The organism is Colwellia sp. 12G3, from assembly GCF_002836775.1.
GTDB lineage: Bacteria > Pseudomonadota > Gammaproteobacteria > Enterobacterales > Alteromonadaceae > Colwellia.
On record NZ_PJAQ01000065.1, the window covers coordinates 106,637 to 129,805 of the forward strand.

The window sequence follows — 23,169 nt, forward strand, 5'->3', positions numbered from 1 at the left end:
GAAGGGCATGAAATATGCATAATCACTGTTAGTTAACAAAATAGCGCTATTCCCGATATGAGTAATGTCAATCGGGTTAAAGCTAAACAGGAATACGTAAGAATATGCACACACTCATTAAACAATTAACTATCTTTAGCTTATTATGCAGTTTTTCTGTTTGTAGCCAGTGGTACGAGACGCAAGGCCATGCTAGAACCAATGATACAAGTGTTGAAATTGCACGCACTAAAGCGATAGAAAACGCCCTTAAAAAAGCACTACTAGTCTCAGGTGCCAGTGTTTCGAGCGTTCAACAAGTGGTTAATGGTTTGCTAACGAAAGATCAAATCAATATCAGAGCAAGTGGCAGTGTCAATTCTATTGAGCTAGTTGATGAAGTGCATAGTAATAACCTTATTACGGTGACAATTCGTGCCGATATATTTCCACAAGAGAGAAAATGTTTTGCGGTAAACTTTAAAAAATCACTCTTAATTACACGTAGCCACTTGCTTCAAAGAGAACAAGCTAATATTGGTGAGATTTACTTAATTGATAAAGCGATTATGCGTAAACTAGGCGAACAACTTAACGAACACAGTGTTTTTACCAAAACCAGTAGCATACTCAATAATAAAACTGACTTTTCTCGCCTTAATAATAGCTTACAAAGTGATGAAATATCTCAATTAACACAGTCGTTAAGTGAGAGTACCGATAGTCAATATATTATGTTTAGTGAAATAACCAATGTTTCATTCGATAAACAAGCCACCAATAGTTGGTTGTTTTGGCAGCAAGGTGTGTATCCAAGAAATTTTGCCATAAACTTCTATCTATATAATGGTTTAAATGGAGAATTAGTTTGGCAAGACGATTATCAAAACACAGCGCCGTGGACGTTTACAAAACGTATTAAAGTTGATGTCAATGGTAATGCTTTTTGGCAAAGTGATTATGGGATGATGATAGATAACATCTTAGATAAAGTCATAAAAGATATCGATGAAAATATCATGTGTGAACCAAGTAGAGGTAAAATCATTCAAGTTCAGGGTAATCAAGTTACCATTAACTTAGGCAGAGATCATGGCTTGAAAATAGGCGATGAATTTAGCTTATTACACTTAACTCATTTTACCAACAATTCAGGAAAGTCTTACGCCGGCTTTAACGTAAGCCCTTACAAAGTGAAGGTAACAAAGTTAACTAGAAAAACAGCAACAGCAGCAACTCCTGATGGTCTCTTATTTGGTAACATTCAGATTGATGATTTAGCCGTACGCTATGAAAACTGATAACAACCAAACGAGATAGTTCGAAGCTTATATAAGTGGCTTTATAAAAGATAAACGCCGACTAAGGTTCCCCTTAGTCGGCGTTTATCTATAAATTTAAAACGGTTAAAGGAACATTATTGCAGCGGATATTGCGGTAACTTGTGCCTTGATACAATTTTCATCATCAACTAACGGGCTGTCAGGGTAAACCTCGGTCGTAGTAACATATGGCGCATCAGTTAGCCCCATACATAAACCTAGCTCTCTTCCTGAATAATTTATAACACCAAATTGCTCAATATCAACTCCGATCAATTTATCATTGCTATCTGGTGGAGCAATGTGAGTAACTTTTGCTACCGCTTGATTAATTGCTAATTGGAAATCTGCTGCAGGCTTAGTTGAATCACCAACCAAATAAAAACCATCGGGGATATTCCAGCTTTTCTGTTCAATAGCATCACGTGCAGCAAGTGCAGGTCTAAATTCACTATTATCTGTATCAGTAGTTTCATGTAAATCGATATGCATAGCAATATCGACATCAAGTTCATTAATGAAAGACATAAGTGCCGCCGACTCTTGGGCCGGACTGTCTGGATAAAAGGAACGGTTTGGATCTATCGCCTCATTATTCCAGCGATTAATTGTTTCATAACCCCAAGGGCTCACACAAGGAACAACAATGATATTAAATTGTTCACTAAAGTCGTTCGCACACGTTTCTAAAAAACGAATTGCACCTTGAACACCACTGGTTTCATAACCATGAACACCACCAGTAACTAACACGGTTTGATTGTTGGTTTGCCAATTTTTACTTTGCATAGCATATAAAGGATATCGGCTTTCATCAATAGATAAACTGCCGTATTGAATCATATCAAATGAAGCCGTTAATAATTCAAGTTTTGCTAATACTTCGTCTTGATAAGAGCGCTTAATACTTTGCTTCGTATGCCATAAAGCTTTCTCAGTATCTGCCCATGCTTGACCTTGCGTACCGATAGAATAAACTGAATCACTCATGATTTTACCTTATTGTTCAAGTAACTAGTAAATAGCTTTTAGTTACTAGTATGTCGTTTTTAGCGCTGATCCCGAGTAATAAAAAATGCCCGAATAGTCGGGCATTTTTTATTGGTTACTTTTTTTTATTGGTTACTTAGTATAGAGATCGTAGAGAAAAGCTTATTATTTCGAGTCAGCTCGACCCATAAACTTGCGTTCTTCGGTATTGACTTTAATTTTATCACCCGTTGAAATGTGCTCAGGCACTTGAATAATTAACCCTGTAGAAAGAGTTGCAGGTTTAGTGCGAGCACTTGCTGAAGCACCTTTAATAGAAGGGTCAGTCTCTGTAATCAATAATTCAACACTGGCAGGAAGGGCTATAGCTACTGGTGCATCGTCAACGATGATGACAGATATTCCTTGAGTCTCTTCGTCGATAAAAAGAATTTCATCTGCAATTGATTCTTTATCTAAGCTATACGGTGTGTAATCTTCATTATCCATAAAAACATATTGTTCGCCATCAATATAAGAAAACATTGATGGACGACGGCTTAAGTCAGCAAAATTCAACATATCTTCGGCTTTAAAAGTTTCATCCACTTTAGCACCTGTCACTACATCGTATAAGCGCATTCTATATAAACTTCCGCCTGCTCTACCTTGCGGTACTGAACGGGTAATATCTCTAACAATTAACACTTTACCATTGTGCTCTATCGCAGCATTTTTCTTTATATCGCTTGCCTTTGGCATAAGATGACTTCCTCTGAATTTATTGTTAATAATTTTGTTTTAAACGCAATGCAGGGAAAATAGCATGAACCCAAAGATATGCAAATAATTTATCAAGGGAAAAGTGTTTTTTTCATCAAAACCTCAGTTAAATCAAAATACAAATGATAACTTTCATAACAGAGATCATTTAAAAGCAAAAAAGACAAATATATAAACTATATTTGTCTTTTCAATCTATTGAGCTTTGTGTTTTTATACTCGCTAATTAATGACTATTATAAAGTAATAATTAAGTGAGAAAATACTAAGCAAACTACTCGTAAGAACGCTCAAGCCAAGCGATTTGTAACTTTAAATCTTCAATTTCATGGTTTGCATCGGCTAATTGTTCTAACGCTGACTTTTGATCATCATTACAGTTATCTACACTAGCATCAGTACTTTTTGACATATTACGTCTTTCCTCATGGGCCATGTTAGCCTCCAAAAAATTGTTACCACACATGTATTATTACATAATAACTTTCACATGTAAGCTTTTGTCCTAAAATTGTCCTAAAAAATAAATAGCTAAACTGTAAACTAATGTTAAATATTTATCCTATGGCCCATATCGACAAATTGGTTCGTGAAGATTAATTCAGAGGGTATAGTATTTAGTAATCCTCAAAGTTACCTGATTTAATTCACCTTATTAGCCTATTCACTGTAGTTTTTTATTATTAAGACCGAAAATAAGATAAATATAACTCAAGATAAATACCTGCAAATTTAATCAGAAAAACTATACTTTATAGGTGAATAAGTAGGAGGTGACTATGCTAATAGCGTGCTCTAAAAGAAATGCATTAATTGCTTTTATCTGCTTTATAATGACTAATGCGTTGCTTGCAGTACACGCAGGGCAATTAAATATTCAATTGGAAAATGATGGCATCTTTGCTAACGATGGAAACTATACCAATGGGTTTTCATTCGCTTGGGAAAGCAAACCTCTGCTCAGCCATCAGCATGAACAGCCCGCAAGTATGCCGACACTCTTTCAATTGCAACACTATATTAGATTGCCGATAACTCAAACACATAGTGCTTGGGGATTGAAAATTTCTCAGCGTATGTGGACACCAAATAATATTGATATCATAGAGCCGCAAAGTGATGACAGACCTTATGCTGCGTTACTTGAAGTTGAAAGTCATACCGTAGACTACGGGCCAAAATTTGCTCAAAAAAGCTGGCTAGCACTGGGTACCATAGGTCCCAACTCTAAAGCGGAATACTTCCAAAAAAAAATACATGCTTTAATTGGTTCAACCACACCCTTGGGCTGGCATTACCAAGTACAACAACAAATCACTTTACAGTTTGCCTATGAGGTAGACGCGCTAGTATTTAGATCAAATAAATTTATAGAAAAACCTTCTCCTCATAATCAATGGGAAGTCAGCAGTTATAGTCATATCGCCTTAGGAAATTTTAATACTGAAGCATCATTGGGGTTATTATTCAGGTGGGGAAGCAAGTTAAACAAAACCTTTGGCCGACTAAGTAGTCATTTTGGCCATATAGGCAATACCACCCAAATTATTAATAGCAATAGCTTCACTGTATTTACAAGGTTGCAGCTAGGTTATCGCTTTAACGACTTAACCATTGACGGTGAGCTTCCTTATGAGTCTCACGTTGATATTGAGCATAATCAAGCCAAAGCGGCTATTGGCATCAATTGGATCATTGATAATTACATGATTACTTGGAGCTTAAATAGCTACACCCGCGCTTATCGTAGTGATAATAAATCTTGGTATAGTTATGGCTCTTTAACTTTAAGCAGCGAGATCTAATCAGCTTTGCAATAGATAGGAGCGGGTCACCAACTTAATATTATACCCAAACTACCTCAAGATGCTCGTTTCAGGACGTCTGAGCGAATCATGTTCAAGGCGCATCTTTTTATTAATGGATGTTCCCTTAAAAACAGATGGTACGATGGGCATGGTTTGCTCAGCTGTCCCCAAAGGGCTGGTTTAAAATAGTTTTAAGCTGCGTTATTGATTTCGACAAGGACGCTCCATGGATGCAGCTTATTAGAGAGTGCTGGAGCATATTCTCCTGAATAACCATTCTCTGCAATCAATGCCTTGCCTAAAGACGTTTCTAATTCCAGCTGCCTCTTGAGGTTGTTTGGGTATAGAACCATTAATGCTGTTACTAGTACCGTAATATTTACAATAAAGGCATCATTATCAATGCGTAATTGGCGCTTTATAACAACTTTATACTGATTTAATTTTAAGGGTTGTTTAAGGTATCAACCTATAGGCTCCATTAACCTGCTTAGGAAAAGATATGTACGATCCCCTCACTGATGAATCACTTGCCGGTAATGCGCCCTACCCTAATAGTTATTGGGCTGATGTCGCAGGTACTGCACCTGAAGATGACGGTCAGTTAAATAAAGATATCACTGTTGATGTAGCGATTATTGGTGCCGGTTATACCGGCTTATCCACCGCGCTGCATTTAGCGCGTGAGCACGGTATCAAAGCGACGGTCTTAGAGGCTAATCGCACGGCCTGGGGAGCAAGTGGGCGTAATGCTGGTTTTATTTTAAAGTCCTCAGGACGAAAGCCCTATGCGAGCATGCAATCTCAATGGGGAGAAGAAGTCATGCGCGGCATTTACAATGAGATGTGTGCGGGTGTAGATACCGTCAAAAGTTTTATTAGCGAGGGCATTGATTGCGATCCGCAAGACAATGGTTATATTCGCGTGGCGCACAAGCCCGGCATGTTAAAAAGTTTACTTGCTACTGCTGCGCTGCAAAAAAAGATGTTTGGTTATGATGTCCAAGAGTTAACTCGTGAGCAGTTACACCAAGATTATATGGCAGATCACAATGCTTATGGCGCCATCCGTTATCATGATGGTTTTGGCATTAACCCATTAAAACTTGCTTGGGGTTATCAAAACCTTGCTCGAAAAGCTGGCGTCACTATTCATTGTGATAGTCCCGTAGGAAAATGGCATCAAGAGTCGTCGCATAAAGCAGCACAGCAAAGCCAAACCACACAAATATTGCACACGCCCAAGGGTATTGTAAAAGCTAAAAAGGTTGTTATTGCAACTAATGGTTACTCTGCCAAAAACTTTCATCCCTTAATTAAGAGCAAGAGCTTACCAGTATTATCGCAAATTATTGTCACTCAGCCACTCACACAAGAACAATTAGCCGCATGTAACTTTTTAACGAGTAATGTCATCATGGATACCCGCGCGTTAAAATACTACTATCGAAAGTTACCTGACAATCGTATTTTATTTGGTGGCCGAGGGGCTATAACGGGAAAAAATGCAACTGATCCCTACTACGCCAACCGTTTACTTGCAGTACTGAAAACAAGCTTCCCCGCACTACAGTCCTTACGTTACGATTATGCTTGGTCTGGATGGTTAAGTATGTCATTAGACGATATGCCTCATGTCTATCAAAATGAACAAAAAAATATTTTTTATTCGATGGGCTATTGCGGTAGTGGCGTTTCATTTTCTGTGCAAGCAGGCAAACGTTTGGCTGAAAAGGTAGCGGGTGTCACTGTCCCCAACTTGCCAATTTATCAAACTCCTTTAGTAACATTTCCCTTCGCTCCTTTAAGGCGTGTTGGGCAATGGGGCTATTTTCAGTATGGTAAAGTAAAGGATCGCTGGCTATAACATTTTATTCTCTTAAAGGGAGACCACTTAGTGATCATATTATAACGATGATCAATACGTGCCGTAATATTAAAACTTGTATCACCGAACCAATTGTATACAATATACCTGAAATTTTTTATTGAGTACTCTGGCCATATCAGCAAATGCTCAGTAAATATCCCCAAATTATTAAGTGCTTTAAAGGAAGATTATATGACCATTGGTATTGGTGGCTCTACAGCCGAAATAGAATTAGACAAATTAATCGATATGACAACTGATATCACCCCTATCTCATTAGGTGAATATCAACAGCGTATTGTTAAAGCACAGCAATTAATGCGTGAACAAAACATTAGTGCTTTATATCTTAATGCGGGTACTAATTTAGCGTATTTTACGGGTACAGCTTGGTATGCTTCAGAGCGATTAGTCGGTGCTATTTTACCAGCACAAGGCGATTTAGTTTATATCGCACCTTGGTTCGAAGTAAGTACGCTATCTGGCTTTATGGAAATAAAATCTGAAGTCGCTAGTTGGCACGAACATGAATCACCATACCAACTTGTCATTGAAGTACTTAAGAAAAATAATTGTGCACAAGGCACTATTGCCATTGATGAGTCTACGGCTTTTTTTGCCGTTGATGGTATGATTAATGCGGCAAAAGCTCAAAACCTCTCGTTAGATTTTACCAGTAGCAAAAATATTACCGCCGGCTGTAGAATGATTAAATCAGCAAGCGAAATTGCTTTATTACAACGCGCTAAAGACATGACCATGGTGGTACATCGCGCAGTAGCTAAAATATTAACGGTTGGTATCACAACGTCCCAAGTCACTGACTTTATTAACAAAGCACATATTAAATTGGGAGCCCCAAAAGGTTCATCTTTTTGCATCGTTTTATTTGGTCAAGATACCGCCTATCCTCATGGTGTAAAGGAGCCGAAAACACTCGACACTAACGATATGGTATTAATAGATACTGGTTGCTTAGTTCAGGGATATAATTCAGATATAACCCGTAGTTATGTCTTTGGCGAAGCAAGCCAAAAGCAACGGGATGTTTGGTTACATGAAAGAACGGCACAATTACACGGCTTTGCTGCTGCACAAATATCTTCCCCTTGTGAAGCGGTAGATATTGCTGCTCGCAGCTACCTTGAAACGCAAGGTTATGGACCAGACTACCAAGTACCTGGGCTACCACACCGAACTGGGCATGGTGTTGGCTTAGACATTCATGAGTGGCCTTATTTAGTTAGAGGCGATAAAACACCATTAGATGCTGGCATGTGTTTCTCTAATGAGCCTATGTTATGTCTTTATGGTGAGTTTGGTGTGCGTTTAGAAGATCACTTCTATATGACCACATCAGGACCAAAATGGTTTAGTGAACCTGCTCACTCAATTGATGATCCTTTTGGCTATGAAGCCTAATAAAAATCAGTATCAGTATAAATGAGCATTCACACGGTATAAAAATGAAACACTTAGCTTAAAATAATAAGTGCATATACATATCAATAAATAATAAAAAGGCGCTACCGCAAATATAGGTAGCGCCTTTTATATTAAATGCGAAAGCTATTCTGCCAACTTTTCAACCACACAATGTGCTGCCACTAAATCACTTATCGCGGTGCCTACCGACTTAAAAAGCGTTATTTCTTGGGCTGATTGACGAAGCAATGCAGGTGTTTTACACATATCAGCAAGTTCTCCAACAATATCGTGTTTATTAAAAGCACCTTCAGCTATAGGTATCAGTAATTCACCCGCTTCGTTTAAGGTATTGGTTAAGCTGTCAACAAAAACCCTAGCACGCGTTACCGTTGCTGTATCGCACTCACGTGCATCTTTCATGTGATTACCTAAGCAATCGATATGAGTACCATTACTGACAAGATGACCATCAAATAAAGGTGTTTTAGCACCCGTTGCACAACAAATAATATCTGCATTCGCAATTTCACTATCAAGATCAATACTGGCTTTAAAAATGACGGCTGGATATAAGACGGTATAAGACTCAATCAATTCAGCTACTTTTTCAGGGTTACGTCCCCAAAGAGTAACGTGCTTAATATCTCGCACACTTAAATGCGCTTTTACTAAGTAATTTGCTAAGTTTCCGGTGCCAAATAACATTAAATGCTGGCTGTCTTCTCTAGAAAGTAATTGACTCGCTAGTGCTGAAATAGCTGCTGTTCGCCAATAAGTCACACTCGTACCATCAACTAACGCTAGCGGCTCACCCGTTTGGCGTTTAAATAGCATAATTTTAGAAAACAAGCTCGGTAGTTCATGCTTAGCAGCATTGTCAGGGAAGTAAGTGAACATTTTATTACCAATCACTTTTTCATTCCATGAAGGTAATAAAGCAAAAGCATCATGATTCCCACTCTGCTCTGGTGAAAGTGCATGAACTTGACGCTGAGGCATACTAAAAGTATGACTAAAGCTATGTTTTAGTAATGGAATTAACTCATCAAAATTAAGATTTTGATGAACTTGTTCGGCACTAATAATTTTCATGGTGGTCTCGTTTTACTGTTCATTATTTAAAGTGGTATTGAGCAGCTATAAGCTACCCATAGAAGTTAAATCTGACTCAGGCTAATTCTGACTTAGACTAAATTTTGCGTAGGTCAAAAACCTAGAGCTCTATCAGGCCTTTAGGTGATTTGGTGATGATTTTTAAACCATCGTCAGTTAATACCACATCATCTTCAATACGCACACCGCCCCAACCAGGAATATAAATACCCGGTTCAATAGTAAAAACGCAGCCTTTCTCAATAGCGATATGGCAATCAGGTCCAATAAATGGTTGTTCATGTAAAACTAGCCCTACGCCATGACCTAAGCCTTCACCGGCATATTTTTTATATTCACTATTAAGCAGTATGTTCGCTGATTGTTGGTATAAATGGCTGCCAAGAACACCTTCAGATACGGCATCAATTGCTGCTTGTTGTGCTGATTGCACCAAGTTATAAATATGTTTTTGCTCTGCACTTGCTTGACCAAAGACAAAGGTTCGTGTCATATCAGATCGATAACCATTAACCACAGCACCAAAATCAATTAAGATTAGATCACCAAGCTTTAGTTGCTTATCTGACGGGATACCATGGGGTAAAGCACTACGTTCACCAAATAATAAAATGGTGGCAAAAGACACTTCTTCTGAGCCAAGTAACGCCATTTGATAATCAAGTTCAATAGCCAATTCGCGTTCGGTAACGCCGGCTTTAACTGAGTTAAGCATTAACGCTAATGCTGTATCTGCTATGTGAGCTGCTTGTTGCATTGAAGCTATTTCACTTGCTGACTTAATAAATCGTAGCGCTTCAACAGCACCGCTTACCGGCTCTATTTGACTAAGCTTAGTTAATTGGCTTATCTGCTGATGAATCTGTTGCCATTGCATCACGCTAATATGTTCACTCTCAAAACCAAGGCTTTGACAGTCATCTTGAAATAATAGCTCTTCGATTAATGACGCTAAACTTTGGTTAGCCCTATCGCGACAAATAACGGTAAAGTGACTTGCTTGAGATTTAGCTTGTTCAAAATAACGGTAGTCGGTCAGTAAATAGTTGCCCTTGCAGGTCAATAATACTGTCGCCGCGTGACCCGTGAATGTGGAAAGGTAGCTGATATTAATATCACTAAAAATCAGCATAGCACTGTGAGGGGGGTTTAGTACTTTATCTCGTAATTTAGCTAAGTTCATAATAATCCTTAAAAATTCTATTCGAATATTAAATTTAATCGCTTGTTAATTGTAAGTTATCTTAATAAGAAACCATCTTTTAATGGGTCTTGTGAATTAATCAGCCACTGGGCTTTGCCACAAACATAGGCATCACCAGTCACTTCTGGAATAACGGCATCAACTCCGGCAAAGGTGAGCGCTTCAATAGCACGAACACTAAATGGGCTAGCTAAAATACTTTCAATAATGATAGATTCATCAAGAGCGACTTGCTGATTAGCATAATGCAAGGCAATACGACCACTCACGCCACTGCCTGTTGGGCTTCTATCCAGCTCACCGTCCGCAAAAATACACACATTACGTGAATGAACGTCTTTATTTGGCGAATCATCAATAAAAATCACGCCATATAAAAAACTCAACTCTGGCGTAGTTGGATGTGAAATAGTTAATTCTGGGGCTGAAGAATTCATGATGGCTTTTTTGATTTTTCGACCATAATCAATGAGCTTTTCTTGTTGCTCTGCCACTAATGACAAACCAAGTGATGAGGCTTGTACATAAGCATAAAAAGCACCACCGTAAGCAATATCAAACTGAACGCTGCCAATGCCATCCACTTCAATTTTTTGATCTTTGATATAAACAAATGACGGTACGCATTGAAAGCTAACTTTTTTCACGACATCGTTATCGCTATAAGCCAGCGCGTGAATTTGGCCACAAGGAACATCGATAACAACCTTAGTAACATCACCTGTTCTGGCAACAACTCCTGACTCTACCGCGGTTTTTGTTAAGGCGATCACCGCATGACCACACATAGTGCTATATCCTTCGTTATGGATAAATATAGCGCCAAAATGGCTATCGTCCAGCTCAGCATCCGTAATAATAGCGCCATACATATCAGCATGACCGCGTGGTTCAAACATTAGTGCTCGGCGAAGATCATCGTGATTTTTCTTGCAATAGTCTCTTTTCTCTAAGATCGTATTGCCTTTAAGGGCAGGAAATCCGCTGGTAATAATACGTAAGGGCTCACCACCGGTATGGCACTCAAGGGTGTTAATGGTTAAGAAACTTTCTTGCTCATTGTTTGGCTGCCATTGTTCAAATTTTTCTGCTGCTTTGTTGATATTTTTAGTCATGTTTTTTACTCTTTCATTTACAATTTACTTGTCCTACTTTTACTCGAGGCAATTGACCCTAAAAAATAAACAGCCTCTTCATAGCTAATTCCCTAAGCTACCGATGTTGATTGTTTAGCTGATTGTTCAGCTAATTGCTCTGTTAATTGTTCTTTTTGCGCTAACTGCTGCTTTTGTATAGCGCTGATAAAATGCTTATTAAATAAATAAAAGGCGATACAAGTAGCAAAACCAAGACAGGCAATAATGGCCCACATCATTTCAGGCCGTGATAACTCTGTGGCAAAGTAGCCATATAACCAACCAGAAAGTAAGCCGGCAAATAAGTTCCCCAATGCCATTGAAACAAAGTAGTAACCCATAAACATGGCCGCTTTGTCTTTAGGTGAAAAGCTTGCCACATACTCTTGACTTTTCGGTACTGAAATCATTTCGCCAACAGCAAAAACAGCTACAGCGCAACTGACGAATAAACCGCCAAAAATCATACCGTGGGCAAAACCTTGCATTAACATAGAAATGGATAAAATAGCGGTACCAACAATCAAGGCAGGCAAGGCTTTAAACTTGTCAACAAAATGGCTAATACTTATTTGAAAGATAATGATCATTAAAAAATCAATACTTAAAATAGTCGCTGGATTCATTTGACGATACTGTGAGGCCCACTGCTGTGCCCATTGCTGAGCAACATCTGGGGTGAGTATTTGTACCATAGCCGCTGATTGGCCTACTTGGTTTAGTTGGCTTAACTGGCCAAAACTATTAATAATTTCTTGCTGAGGAAGACGTATATCTAAAGCTGATAACGTTCGAGTGATCTCTTCTATAGCAACTTGGCTTTGCGCAATATCTACCTGACTATAACTGGCCGCTAAACGCGTTATTTCACCCGTTAGGGTATCAATATTGATCGACGTTAAGACGTCATGTAACCAAGGGTTTATGCTATGTAACAAGGTTACTAAATCTGAACTATCGACAAAATCTCGAATATAAACAGGTAAGGTTACAAAAATTTGCATATAGACAGTCCAAAACCCTGTCAAAATAAGTAAATAGACCATAAAAGGTTTATTACCAATACGCATTTTTTGTAAATACCATGGCGGGTTTACTGGCGCTGATTTTCGTTGTGGTACTTGGTTTTGTATTGCGTTGTTATTGTCATATTTAGCAACAACAACGTCCCAAATAATCGCACTTACAATCAGTACTATCACAGTTATTAATGTCATTGTTTCATTAATAAAACCGGCATAAAAACCAACTAACAACACCAATAATGGCACAGCTAATAAGGCTAAACGGAAGTTGCCCAGCACTTGCTGCATTTCATGAAAAACTTGTGTCAGTGTTTTATTTTCAGCATGACGTTCAGGTTCTTTATAGAAAAATAACGCCGGAATAAAGTTTACTGAAATCCAAATACACGCGAAAATAAACACCCATTCCCAGCCATAATGCTTTTGGATAATAGGCGCTAATAACGGGCCTAAAAAGCCGCCGATATTAACCATCATATAAAAGATACCAAAACCTAAGCCTCTGTTAGTATCATCAGTTGTACGGCTAATGGTTGCGATGACCACAGGTTTGAAAATTCCGGCTCCGAGGGCTATCAACATGAATATACTCATGAAACTGCCCAAATCTTTGGCATAACCCAAGAAATAATAACTTGGCGCCATCAGAGTAAGTGATAATAAAAACATTTTTCGATAGCCAAACCTATCCGCTAACGCACCAGAAACCACAGGGAAAAGATAAAGGAAGAAAGGTACCACGCCCATAATCAAGCCACGCTCGGTATTACCTAACCCCAAACCTCCTTGACTAGTCGGTGTCATAATATAGCTAGCAAGTAACGTGTACATGCCATACCAGGCAAGTCGCTCAAAAATCTCCATGGTATTGGCTACATAAAAGGATCGCTGAAAAGGACTTCTTTTTATTTGGCTCACTATCTTATCTACCTGTAGTGTTAAGCTTGCTACAACCCTTGGGTTATGCAATTGAAAGTAATAATTTACCCGTGAATGACAATGACACCCACTGACCAATAAATTTAATGAATATGTTTAATCGTTAACGTTAATTTCGAACACTATTGCTAAGTTAATCGCTAATTTAAAAGTAAAAAAAAGCCAAGTACTTAACATGCACTTGGCTTTAAAATTAGTCTTTCAACAAAGTCGGTAATAACTCTGCCGGCATATTTTGATAACAGATAGGACGTCTAAAGCGAGTAATGGCTTCACTGCCCACTGACGTTGTTCTGATATTGGTTGATGCTGGGAATGGACCGCCGTGGTTCATTGAAGCACACACTTCAACCCCGGTAGGCATTTGATTATAAATCAAACGACCAACTTTATGGGCAAGGCTTAAACTTAACTCTTTCGATGCAGATAAATCACTATCCAAACCATGAATACTTGCGGTTAAATTACCTTTAAGTAAGGTAACAAACTGCATCATTTCAGTCATATCTGCACAACGCACAACTAAAGCGCTAAAACCAAAAACTTCTTCTTGAAGCAATGGCGTTTTAGCGAAGGTAGCAAGGTCAGTAGCAAACAATGATGCTGAACACTCTTGCTCACTGCCCGTTTTACCCGTTGCGACTAAGTTAACACCGCTTAGCGATTTACGCTCTGTAACAGCAGCATTATAACCTGCACACATAGCTGGCGTTAACATGACACCAGCACTTTGCTGTGCTAAAGATTCACTTGCTGAGGTAATAAAGGTTTGATAATCAGCGCTGTCTTCATCGCCTACTACAACCCAAACGCCGGGGCTGGTACAAAATTGTCCTTGTCCCATCATTAATGAAGCAACTAAGCCTTGTGCTATTTCAGCACCATCTTGTGCAACTTTATTAGCCATAATAAACTGCGGGTTAATGCTGCCAAGTTCACCATAAAAAGGAATAGGCTCAGGGCGTTGATGAATTTGCGCTTGCAAAATCATACCTACACGTTCAGAACCAGTAAAACCAACAGCTTTCACTAATGGGTGCGTAACAATTTGAGTCGCTATCGCGTAGTTTTTACCTTGGATAAGCGAAAAAACACCACTATCTAATTCACAGCTTTTAATCGCATTTAATATCGCTCTTGCCACTAATTCAGCCGTAGCCGGATGTGCTGCGTGTGCTTTCATCACAACGGGACAACCTGCTGCTAAAGCAGATGCAGTGTCACCACCAGCGGTAGAGAAGGCAAGAGGAAAGTTACTTGCTGCAAAAACACCAACCACACCTAAAGGTAAATAACCTAAACGAGTATCAGGCTTTGGTAACGGCTGACGATCATTATTTGCTTGTTCAATGATGCCTTGATATTCCCCTGCTTCTAATAAGTCAGCAAACAAACCAAGTTGCCCTATCGTTCTGCCACGCTCGCCTTGAATACGTATTGCTGGTAAACCTGTTTCACCGCAAGCTGTTTCAACAAGCTCATCGCCTAAGGCAAGTATTTCAGCACCTATAGCACGTAAAAAAGCAGCGCGTTTTGTCGCACTTAACTGGCTATAAGAGGTGAAAGCGTCATTCGCGCGGGTGATTGCTGTGTTTACTTCAAGTTCGGTCGCATCAGCAAACTCAATATCAATAGCACTATGTGTTTGGGCATTAAATGCTTTAAAACCACCTTCAGTATTGCCTGACCATTCGCCCGCAATTAAATTTTGTCCTGTTATTGTCATTTTCTTCCTCACTTATGTTACTTAATGCCTTTATAGAATAAACGCACAGGGTATAATCTTTATTTCAACAAAGGCCTAACTGAGTGTTTTCCTCAATTAAGCCTTTGTTAACTATATTAGTTAACACTAAAACCAAAGGCATAAGGGTCATCATCATCAATAGTAATGCAATTTTTTGCAAAAACTTTTGCCCAACCTTGAATGCTTGGCATAATCGCGGTGATAGTTTTACCGTGACCATCAAGCTCAACCACGCCTTCAATCTTGCCGGTGAATTGGCTACCGATATAACTCTCATGAACAAAACTATCGCCTAAACCTAATTCACCTTTGGCAAATAACTGCGCCATTCTCGCGCTAGTTCCGGTACCACAAGGTGAACGGTCAATGGCTTTATCGCCATAAAATACGGCATTGGCTGCATCTGAGCCTTGAGTTTGCGGCTTGCCTGTCCACAAAACGTGACTGACGCCATTAACGCTGGCATCTTCTGGGTGAACACAGTCAAGCATTTTGCTCGCTACTTCACGGACAATAGGGCTCCACTTTAGTATTTCTGCAGCACTCCATTGATCGATACCTGGAAAATTCTCTTGAGGCTCAACAATGACATAAAAGTTACCACCATAAGAAACATCAACCGTTAACTGACCTAATTCTGGAATATCTAAGGTGACATCACGATGCGCTAAATAAGCAGCAACATTAAATATTTTAACGTTAGAAACTTTGCCCGCATTTTCTTGATACTCAATGACAATTTGCCCTGCAGGAACATCAATAATAAGTTTCCCTGGCGTTTTAGGGGTAATAAGACCGTTTTCTAAGCCTGCCGTGATTGTGCCGATAGTGCCGTGGCCACACATAGGTAAACAGCCTGATGTTTCAATAAATAAAATGGCCGCATCGGCATTAGCACTACAAGGTGGATATAAAAACGCGCCAGACATCATATCGTGCCCGCGAGGTTCAAACATTAGACCTTGACGTATCCAGTCATAATGTTCAATAAAATCAAGGCGCTTCTCACTCATGGTTTTACCGACTAGGTTTGGATGACCACTGGTCACTAACCTAACAGGATTACCGCAGGTGTGTGCGTCAATGCAAAAGAATGTACCTTTAACCATATTATGTCCCCCAAGCTTTGTTATTTTTATGCTTTGTTTTTTATGCTTTGATTTAACCGACTAAGGGGAAGCACAGAAATCAACTTTCCATGCTTCCCCAAAATCTAAAATAAAGCGATTAATCTCAGTTGTATTAATCTCAGTTGTATTAATCTAGGTTAAATTTACTTAAATCAATACGATTAGCTACGGCTTCATTATAGATACGTTCAACGTTTGCACGTTCAACGCCAATTAATGACATGCGAGGTGCGCGAGTTAACTCACTACCATGACTAGCAAGTTGTTCACATAATTTAATACTACAATGGATTTTATGAGAACTATTGCTAGTCAAATTTAAGTATATTGTATACAATCCACATTGAATGGCAAGTATAATTTATTTTACTTTATCGCTTGCATAAATAACCAATAATAATAACGACTTAGACCTCTAATCATTACAAGGTGTAAATTAATGAATATAGATAAAAACGAACTAAAAGGTAATAGCCAACCAACTGTCGCTGTAATTGGCGCTGGTATTATTGGGATAAATTGTGCGTTAGAATTACAAAGTTTGGGTTATCAAGTCACCTTAGTTGATAAAGGTGACATAGGTCAGGGGTGCTCCAAAGGTAACGCCGGACATTTTGCCACCGAGCAAGTATTTCCACTGGCTGAGTCTTCATTATTATGGCAAATGCCAAAACTTTTACTCGACCCACTTGGGCCTGTGTCTTTATCTGCCAAGCACTTTATTAAAGCAATCCCTTGGTTTATGCAGTTTTTTAATAATATGCGACCAAGTTTACGTGACAAAAATACAGTGGCGATAAAAGCATTAAATAAAAATGCCATCAGTCACTACTGTGCGCTATTAAAAGAGGCAAATATAGAGCACCTCATTACCTTACAAGGTTCGTTGCTTGTTTTTGAAACGAGTGATTACAATAAAGTTGATGCCATGTATCAGCATTATAAAAATGAAGGCGTTGCAGTAAAACTATTAGATAGAGCAGAAACTATTAGGCTTGAGCCAAGCTTAAACGACAATATTAATTATTCATTATTTTTTACCGATGTAGCTCATACTATTGACCCATTAGCGTTGAGTGTTGCCCTAAGCGAATTTGCCAAAAGTAAAGGCATGACTTTCCAGCAAAGTGCCGTTACTGAAATAACTCAAGCAGAGACTGGAGTTACCGTGCGGACAGAACTGGGTAGTTTAACCGTTGATCATTGTGTAGTTGCTTGTGGTGCTTGGTCTAAGAAGCTATTAAAAGCATTAAACTATCATTTACCTATTGAGGCTGAACGCGGTTACAGCTTGAGTTTACCTATTTCAGACCAAGCAAAGCCAATGTTAAATCGCCCAGTAGCTTCCGCTGAGCGTCGCTTTATCATAACTCCAATGGATAAGTCTTTAAGACTAGCGGGAACCGTAGAGTATGCAGGACTTAATGCGCCTGCAAACTATAAGCGCGCCGAGATGTTAAAAGATAATGCCGCCTTTATCTTAAAGACGCTTCCTGAACAGGAAACAGAACAAGAATCAGAGAAAAAATCTGAGCAAGAAGCTTGGATGGGTTGTCGCCCGTCATTACCTGACTCTTTACCTGTTATTTGCCAAGCGCCAAATCATGATAAAATATTTTTTGCTCTTGGCCATCAGCACTTAGGCCTAACCCAAGGCGCTATTACCGGCAAACTAATTGGTCAATTAGTCACGAAGAAAAAGACGGAAATTGACGTTAGTCCTTTTTGTATTAGTCGCTTTAACTAGCATTAACTCAGGCAACTGCGACAGTAAAAATTGAACAGTTCATTTTTGAAAATTCGGAGCAAACTAAATCACTTGTAGAAAATCCCACAGAACGCTTACTGAATAGGGAAAATTCAACAGTAGGCTTGGATGAAAGTATGGTGATTTAATATATCCAAAATCAAGAGAAGAATGATGAGTTCAGGGAGCAACTGAAGTTTGGCATGTAATACGCTTTGAGCGTTAACTTAAGCCCTTTGAGGGCGTAACCCAATAAGCCTCGGGCTTTGCCGAAAGTAGTTTAACTGACACGACTTATTTGGTATAATGTATACAATATGATTTTAAGCAAGAGGAAATATGATGGAAACAAATAGTACAGATTGGCGATATACAGTTATGCCGGCCGTGTTTACATGGCTAAAAGAGTCAGAATCCGGTGTCCTTGAAATTGACTTTGATGTAACACAAAAACAGGCCGCAAGTGTTTTAAAAGCTCAGGGAAAGGGCGGAAGCAGAATGGGTGGACTTGTCGCTTCTGGTACTCTGGGTGAGAATAGCTACCTGAGCACACAGCAGCGTCTTTCTTTACTTAAATCCCTTTCTGAGGTTGCTAGAGAATACAATGTCCCGTTAATCAGTGGCGCTGCAGCTGAAACTAAAGAAGAGCTTGCTAAAATCATTGAAGGACTCGCAACGGTTGGCGTGGATACAGTCATGGTGATGCCACCAAAAACTAAGTCGACTCCTTCTGATGAAGAAATGTATGCGTACTATGAGCTTGCTGCAATAGCTGCAAAAGAGGCAGGCGTAACAATTATGCCTTATAACAACCCTGATGCAGCCGGATATCATGCAATTTCAACAGATATTCTTAGAAGACTTGCTGCTCTACCTGAAGTAACGGCTCTTAAAATATCGACTACAGATGTGTCAACTATTGAAACGCTGATGTTAGAGAACAAAGATTTAAAGATTTTGGCAGGTGTTGACACGGTAACTGTACACGCAGGACTTGCTGGAGCATGCGGTGGGATTACAGGTGTAGGTACTATCTTCCCAAAAGCTAGTGTTACTATGCAGGAGCATGTTTTAAAAGGCGAATGGGCTGAGGCAAATAAAATTTCTCAGGCTATGAATTCTATATCATATCTAGATGCTCAACCGTTGCTTATGGAATACCTTAAGTTTGCTATGGGAATTCATCATAATGATGCTGATGGAGGGCTTCGTACCCTTGGTAAGAAATTAACTCAACAGCAAATTGATGATGTCCGCGCACGATATATTCTAGCAAAAGAAAGACTTGAACTTCTGGATTTAATAGACTGATCCTTTCAAATATTCAAAAAGATAAAGCTCCGTTTTTACTGGGCTTTATCATTACCCCTATGGACAAGTCTTTAAGATTAGCGGGCACTGTTGAATATGCCGGACTAAACGCACCAGCAAATTATAAACGTGCTGAAATGTTAAAAGATAATGTCGCTCTAATTAGGCTATAACAAAGCGGTTAATGAAGTTAAGTTTCATCGACTCAAACAAGCAAGGCTGTGTGATAATAAATCACACGGCCTTTTTTTTATCCATACTTACTCGTTTGAGATTATACCAAGTTGATTAAGTTCTTTCCCACTCAGCGAGAATTAAAAGGCTTAGAGGCAAGGCATTGATTGAAGAGAATGGTTATTCCCTTATCAAAATCAATAACGCGGCATATAAACCTTTTAAACTCGCCCTCTGGGAGCTTTCTCGATGTTCCCTAACATCGTTAAGTTTATTTGATTTAGAATGACTAAACCGAAACAAATTTGCCTTGTTATTGAACATCGAGCAGAGCTCTGAGTTGGGAAGAAATTTAATCAAATTGGTATTAGCCCCAATCAAGCAAACGCTGCTGCCCTTCAATTTTTAAAATCTCAGTGATATCTTGCGACATCTCAATAACCCCTTTGTAGTTATCTTCTTTATCCCTGAGAGCAAAATAACGAATATGAATTTTTTTATCTTTAAAGTTAATCCAAAACTCAGCGGTATCTTGAGTGCCCTTCTTAAAGGCTTCAAGAATTTGTAAAACAGGGTCTACCGATTTAGGCGGATGACAGAATTTAACTTCTCGACCAATAATACCAGCCGAGCGAGGGAAAACGCGATTTTCACCACGGTTATAAAACACAACGATGTCATTTTCATCAACATAGGTTAAATCAACCGGCATAAACTGCAGCATTAAATTAAGCTGCTCAGCAGACATGTAGCCTTCATTCATACGTATTCGGTCATCGGTTGAAAAAGGTAAACGCCGTTTACGTCTATCTTCACCTGGATGTACATATTCTTCTTCCGCAGTTTCTTTTGGGTACGCGACTGGCTCTTGAGATAACATCCAACCAATTTCTACATCACCTTCACGCATCTCTTTCCAATCATCTTCACTAAGTAACTCGAGCGCATTAGGAAACAATCTATGCTCCTCAACTTCCATCAGATGAAACAACTCACCAGCAATACGTTTCACAATACGTGAGACTTTATTTAATGTTTTAGCTTCAATACAAGCACGTACCTCACGGAATAAATCACGAATTTCATCATGAAAGGCCCACATTCCTTGACTAGGCCCAGTCCAACCATGTTTTTCAAGATAAGGGAAAAGTTGGTTTTCTTTGCGAGAGAAACGCTTTTCAACTTCAGCGAGTTGATTAAACAAATTAAAAAATAGTTCAAAATCTTGCTCTGCATCAGATCCTGTAAGTTGTGACAATAATGACTGGATTAAGTGATTTTCTTCAAAATAAACTGTTACCGGATGCCCTTCAGGTAGTTCGGTAACATATTGCGGCCAAGAATTCATGAGTGACTCTACTAAAAAATAAAGCGTTATTTTGGCAAACTCTCATGAAAGGAATTTAGGTATAGATCATTAATTTGGCTTTTAATGATATTTAATTGAGCAAATTGATTAAATTGTATTTTAGCGCCCGTTCACACAATTCTAATTTTCAATCAAACTGATCACTATTAAAACAATTGTAATCATCAAGTCACACTATCTCGATAGAGCTGGTGGAAACAGTTATTACAGCAAGTATTATTTTATTAGCGTGGCAGATAACTTAAAGCACCACCAACAACCAAGCTTAAGTTTGCGTTATCCGGTATTAGTATCTCCAAGCTTTGCTCTACTGCTGGTTTGTTTTTACTGCAGTACACAGCGATATTATTTTACTTGAAGCGGAAAAGTTAATGACCCTAGCCAGCTTTAATATTTAAGTTAGATAAAAATGGAGAATGACAATTTTGTTGTGTTTTATAGTTTTTTCAGTCTGAATAAACCTATAGTTAGGATGTTCAGATCATGTGCCTATTTCATATCAACAGCTTAGTATGGTTATTTTTTGACTGGTCATTAAGTACAATCAATTTTATAGTTCCACACCATTTTTTATCAATAAAGCCATATAGAACCTATACTGGAGTAAACCAACTAATTCAATAAATATGAGCCACTTATATGAACGATCTTTTAGAGCCTCATGGAAGCTTTAATCTTAGCGTCAGTAATAATATTTTAATCGCTAGGTTATCCGACTCATGGAATAAAGAATGCGCTGAAGACTTTTCCATTAACTTTAAAATTAAAGCAAGCCCATTACTAGGCAAGCCTTGGGGACATTTGGTTTTTTTAGATAACTGGAACCTAGGTGTACCTGAAATGCTACCTATAATTACAGAGTTGGTTACATGGTGTATAGAGAACGGTTTGGAAAAATCCGCCCAAGTTTATAATGACTCTATGATAAAAAAATATACTATTGATCAAATGGTAGTTAAACAAAAAGGGGGATTTGAAAGACGAATTTTTGCTGAACCAGACAAGGCAATTACTTGGTTAAGCCAATACGGTTTTATAGTTGATGAAAATATCTGTCCTCAAGATGCTGTTTGAATATCCCATACAAAAATTATTTGGCTGATTTAAATTCTCCCAATATGAGAATTAACGAATATTCTCCCTTATATTTCCCTATAGACAGAGGCGTTTAGTATCAATAACTCATATGAATTTTTAAGTAGAATACTTGATTCAATCACTGACCATATTGTTGTGATTGATGAAACAGGTAAGATTCAATATGTAAATAAAAGTTGGTCAACATTTGGAAGTAATAATGCGTGCATAATTGGGCCTAACTGGAGTGAAGTCAACTACATTGTAGAGTGTGATAAGGGCTCGGCAATGGGGGATGAATTTAGCACTAAAGCGGGGGCTGGAATTAGGCGTGTTATTGAAAACCGGGATACTACTTTTTATCTTGAGTACCCTTGTCATAGTCCCGATGATAAACGTTGGTTTATGATGAGCGTAACCCACTTCCAAATTTCAGAAAGACACTTTTTCGTTATTTCGCACAAGAATATTACAGAACGAAAATTAGCCGAAGAAGAAGTAAGTCATTTAGCAAGAATAGATGGCCTTACAAACATTCCAAATAGACGAACGTTTGACAACTTTATTCATGAAGAATGGAATAGATGCACTAGACTGCAAAAACCAATTTGTTTAGCTATAGTCGATTTAGATTACTTCAAATTATTAAATGATGACTATGGACACCAAACTGGTGATGAGTGCTTAATCAAAATGGGAGAATTACTCAAAGAATTCGTAAATAGACCTAGCGATATTTGTGCAAGGTATGGTGGTGAAGAGTTTGCTCTGGTATGGGCCGATACATCACTTAAGCAGGCTAAATTAATATGTGAAAGGTTACTAACAAAAATAGTTGAACTTAATATCCCAAACAAAAATTCAGCTACACGTAATTACTTAACAGCTAGTATTGGTTTGGCTGAAATGATACCTGCTCGTAAAGATAAAGAGCACGAATTAATAGGTAAAGCAGATAGAATGCTTTATAAAGCAAAAGGTAGTGGGAGAAATAAGGTTTCGAGCTAAACTTATCCCCTAAGAATAGACTTAGCTGTA

19 protein-coding genes are annotated in these 23,169 nt (G+C 38.6%); 8 read left to right on the plus strand and 11 right to left on the minus strand.

Annotated features, from left to right (window positions below):
- Positions 1 to 104: 104 nt before the first annotated feature.
- Positions 105 to 1,280 (plus strand): flagellar assembly protein T N-terminal domain-containing protein, encoded by a 1,176-nt coding sequence (locus CXF71_RS13600; protein ID WP_101233499.1) that lies wholly within the window; start codon positions 105 to 107, stop codon positions 1,278 to 1,280.
- A 105-nt stretch (positions 1,281 to 1,385) separates the two neighbouring features.
- On the opposite strand, the gene CXF71_RS13605 is transcribed toward CXF71_RS13600, so the two are convergent.
- The 3 genes from CXF71_RS13605 to CXF71_RS21540 all read right to left on the minus strand — a co-directional run bounded on the left by CXF71_RS13605 (position 1,386) and on the right by CXF71_RS21540 (position 3,465).
- Positions 1,386 to 2,291, minus strand: a complete 906-nt coding sequence (locus CXF71_RS13605) for a M14 family metallopeptidase (protein WP_101233500.1) — start codon at positions 2,289 to 2,291, stop codon at positions 1,386 to 1,388.
- Between the two features lie 165 nt (positions 2,292 to 2,456).
- The gene (efpL, locus tag CXF71_RS13610) at positions 2,457 to 3,032 is read right to left on the minus strand and encodes an elongation factor P-like protein EfpL (protein ID WP_101233501.1); all 576 of its coding nucleotides are present in this window, start codon (positions 3,030 to 3,032) and stop codon (positions 2,457 to 2,459) included.
- Between the two features lie 295 nt (positions 3,033 to 3,327).
- Positions 3,328 to 3,465, minus strand: coding sequence for a hypothetical protein (locus CXF71_RS21540; protein WP_198559893.1), 138 nt, complete (start codon positions 3,463 to 3,465; stop codon positions 3,328 to 3,330).
- Positions 3,466 to 3,832: 367 nt separating this feature from the next.
- On the opposite strand from CXF71_RS21540, the gene CXF71_RS13615 reads away from it, so the two are divergent.
- The 3 genes from CXF71_RS13615 to CXF71_RS13625 all read left to right on the plus strand — a co-directional run bounded on the left by CXF71_RS13615 (position 3,833) and on the right by CXF71_RS13625 (position 8,153).
- A complete protein-coding gene (locus CXF71_RS13615; protein WP_101233502.1) occupies positions 3,833 to 4,858 on the plus strand; it encodes a lipid A deacylase LpxR family protein in 1,026 nt (341 codons plus the stop codon).
- Positions 4,859 to 5,363: 505 nt separating this feature from the next.
- Positions 5,364 to 6,728, plus strand: a complete 1,365-nt coding sequence (locus CXF71_RS13620; RefSeq protein ID WP_101233503.1) for an NAD(P)/FAD-dependent oxidoreductase — start codon at positions 5,364 to 5,366, stop codon at positions 6,726 to 6,728.
- Between the two features lie 195 nt (positions 6,729 to 6,923).
- Positions 6,924 to 8,153 (plus strand): M24 family metallopeptidase, encoded by a 1,230-nt coding sequence (locus CXF71_RS13625; RefSeq protein WP_101233504.1) that lies wholly within the window; start codon positions 6,924 to 6,926, stop codon positions 8,151 to 8,153.
- 147 nt (positions 8,154 to 8,300) lie between these two features.
- Here CXF71_RS13625 and CXF71_RS13630 read toward each other — a convergent pair whose 3' ends face one another.
- The 7 genes from CXF71_RS13630 to CXF71_RS13660 form a co-directional block, all read right to left on the minus strand.
- Entirely contained in the window at positions 8,301 to 9,251 is a 951-nt protein-coding gene (locus tag CXF71_RS13630) for an ornithine cyclodeaminase family protein (protein WP_101233505.1), read from the minus strand.
- A 121-nt stretch (positions 9,252 to 9,372) separates the two neighbouring features.
- A complete protein-coding gene (locus CXF71_RS13635) occupies positions 9,373 to 10,455 on the minus strand; it encodes a M24 family metallopeptidase (protein WP_101233506.1) in 1,083 nt (360 codons plus the stop codon).
- A gap of 56 nt (positions 10,456 to 10,511) precedes the next feature.
- Entirely contained in the window at positions 10,512 to 11,591 is a 1,080-nt protein-coding gene (locus tag CXF71_RS13640) for a proline racemase family protein (protein ID WP_101233507.1), read from the minus strand.
- Positions 11,592 to 11,683: 92 nt separating this feature from the next.
- Positions 11,684 to 13,555 carry an MFS transporter gene (locus tag CXF71_RS13645; RefSeq protein WP_101233508.1) on the minus strand — a complete coding sequence of 624 codons (1,872 nt, stop codon included), beginning with the start codon at positions 13,553 to 13,555 and terminating at the stop codon, positions 11,684 to 11,686.
- Between the two features lie 214 nt (positions 13,556 to 13,769).
- Positions 13,770 to 15,302: an aldehyde dehydrogenase (NADP(+)) gene (locus tag CXF71_RS13650; RefSeq protein WP_101233509.1), complete on the minus strand. Its 1,533-nt coding sequence runs from the start codon at positions 15,300 to 15,302 to the stop codon at positions 13,770 to 13,772.
- 116 nt (positions 15,303 to 15,418) lie between these two features.
- The gene (locus tag CXF71_RS13655; RefSeq protein ID WP_101233510.1) at positions 15,419 to 16,432 is read right to left on the minus strand and encodes a 4-hydroxyproline epimerase; all 1,014 of its coding nucleotides are present in this window, start codon (positions 16,430 to 16,432) and stop codon (positions 15,419 to 15,421) included.
- Between the two features lie 148 nt (positions 16,433 to 16,580).
- A complete protein-coding gene (locus tag CXF71_RS13660) occupies positions 16,581 to 16,769 on the minus strand; it encodes a hypothetical protein (protein WP_198559888.1) in 189 nt (62 codons plus the stop codon).
- A 123-nt stretch (positions 16,770 to 16,892) separates the two neighbouring features.
- Between CXF71_RS13660 and CXF71_RS13665 the strand changes: the two genes are divergently transcribed.
- Together CXF71_RS13665 and CXF71_RS13670 are read left to right on the plus strand one after the other, a co-directional pair.
- A complete protein-coding gene (locus CXF71_RS13665) occupies positions 16,893 to 18,200 on the plus strand; it encodes an NAD(P)/FAD-dependent oxidoreductase (protein WP_101233511.1) in 1,308 nt (435 codons plus the stop codon).
- A 342-nt stretch (positions 18,201 to 18,542) separates the two neighbouring features.
- Positions 18,543 to 19,511 (plus strand): dihydrodipicolinate synthase family protein, encoded by a 969-nt coding sequence (locus CXF71_RS13670; RefSeq protein ID WP_101233512.1) that lies wholly within the window; start codon positions 18,543 to 18,545, stop codon positions 19,509 to 19,511.
- Positions 19,512 to 20,052: 541 nt separating this feature from the next.
- Here the strand turns inward: CXF71_RS13670 and CXF71_RS13675 are convergent.
- Positions 20,053 to 21,033 carry a DUF438 domain-containing protein gene (locus tag CXF71_RS13675; RefSeq protein ID WP_101233513.1) on the minus strand — a complete coding sequence of 327 codons (981 nt, stop codon included), beginning with the start codon at positions 21,031 to 21,033 and terminating at the stop codon, positions 20,053 to 20,055.
- Positions 21,034 to 21,693: 660 nt separating this feature from the next.
- On the opposite strand from CXF71_RS13675, the gene CXF71_RS13680 reads away from it, so the two are divergent.
- Together CXF71_RS13680 and CXF71_RS13685 are read left to right on the plus strand one after the other, a co-directional pair.
- Positions 21,694 to 22,128, plus strand: a complete 435-nt coding sequence (locus CXF71_RS13680; protein ID WP_101233514.1) for a hypothetical protein — start codon at positions 21,694 to 21,696, stop codon at positions 22,126 to 22,128.
- 99 nt (positions 22,129 to 22,227) lie between these two features.
- Complete coding sequence (locus CXF71_RS13685) at positions 22,228 to 23,139, plus strand: sensor domain-containing diguanylate cyclase (RefSeq protein WP_101233515.1); 912 nt, start codon at positions 22,228 to 22,230, stop codon at positions 23,137 to 23,139.
- Positions 23,140 to 23,169 lie beyond the last annotated feature (30 nt).

Excerpts from the sequence above, each read along its gene's own strand:
- CXF71_RS13600 (WP_101233499.1), top strand. The coding sequence starts at position 105 with ATGCACACACTCATTAAACAATTAACTATCTTTAGCTTATTATGCAGT.
- CXF71_RS13605 (WP_101233500.1), bottom strand. The coding sequence starts at position 2,291 with ATGAGTGATTCAGTTTATTCTATCGGTACGCAAGGTCAAGCATGGGCA.
- efpL (WP_101233501.1), bottom strand. The coding sequence starts at position 3,032 with ATGCCAAAGGCAAGCGATATAAAGAAAAATGCTGCGATAGAGCACAAT.
- CXF71_RS21540 (WP_198559893.1), bottom strand. The coding sequence starts at position 3,465 with ATGTCAAAAAGTACTGATGCTAGTGTAGATAACTGTAATGATGATCAA.
- CXF71_RS13615 (WP_101233502.1), top strand. The coding sequence starts at position 3,833 with ATGCTAATAGCGTGCTCTAAAAGAAATGCATTAATTGCTTTTATCTGC.
- CXF71_RS13620 (WP_101233503.1), top strand. The coding sequence starts at position 5,364 with ATGTACGATCCCCTCACTGATGAATCACTTGCCGGTAATGCGCCCTAC.
- CXF71_RS13625 (WP_101233504.1), top strand. The coding sequence starts at position 6,924 with ATGACCATTGGTATTGGTGGCTCTACAGCCGAAATAGAATTAGACAAA.
- CXF71_RS13630 (WP_101233505.1), bottom strand. The coding sequence starts at position 9,251 with ATGAAAATTATTAGTGCCGAACAAGTTCATCAAAATCTTAATTTTGAT.
- CXF71_RS13635 (WP_101233506.1), bottom strand. The coding sequence starts at position 10,455 with ATGAACTTAGCTAAATTACGAGATAAAGTACTAAACCCCCCTCACAGT.
- CXF71_RS13640 (WP_101233507.1), bottom strand. The coding sequence starts at position 11,591 with ATGACTAAAAATATCAACAAAGCAGCAGAAAAATTTGAACAATGGCAG.
- CXF71_RS13650 (WP_101233509.1), bottom strand. The coding sequence starts at position 15,302 with ATGACAATAACAGGACAAAATTTAATTGCGGGCGAATGGTCAGGCAAT.
- CXF71_RS13655 (WP_101233510.1), bottom strand. The coding sequence starts at position 16,432 with ATGGTTAAAGGTACATTCTTTTGCATTGACGCACACACCTGCGGTAAT.
- CXF71_RS13665 (WP_101233511.1), top strand. The coding sequence starts at position 16,893 with ATGAATATAGATAAAAACGAACTAAAAGGTAATAGCCAACCAACTGTC.
- CXF71_RS13670 (WP_101233512.1), top strand. The coding sequence starts at position 18,543 with ATGGAAACAAATAGTACAGATTGGCGATATACAGTTATGCCGGCCGTG.
- CXF71_RS13675 (WP_101233513.1), bottom strand. The coding sequence starts at position 21,033 with ATGAATTCTTGGCCGCAATATGTTACCGAACTACCTGAAGGGCATCCG.
- CXF71_RS13680 (WP_101233514.1), top strand. The coding sequence starts at position 21,694 with ATGAACGATCTTTTAGAGCCTCATGGAAGCTTTAATCTTAGCGTCAGT.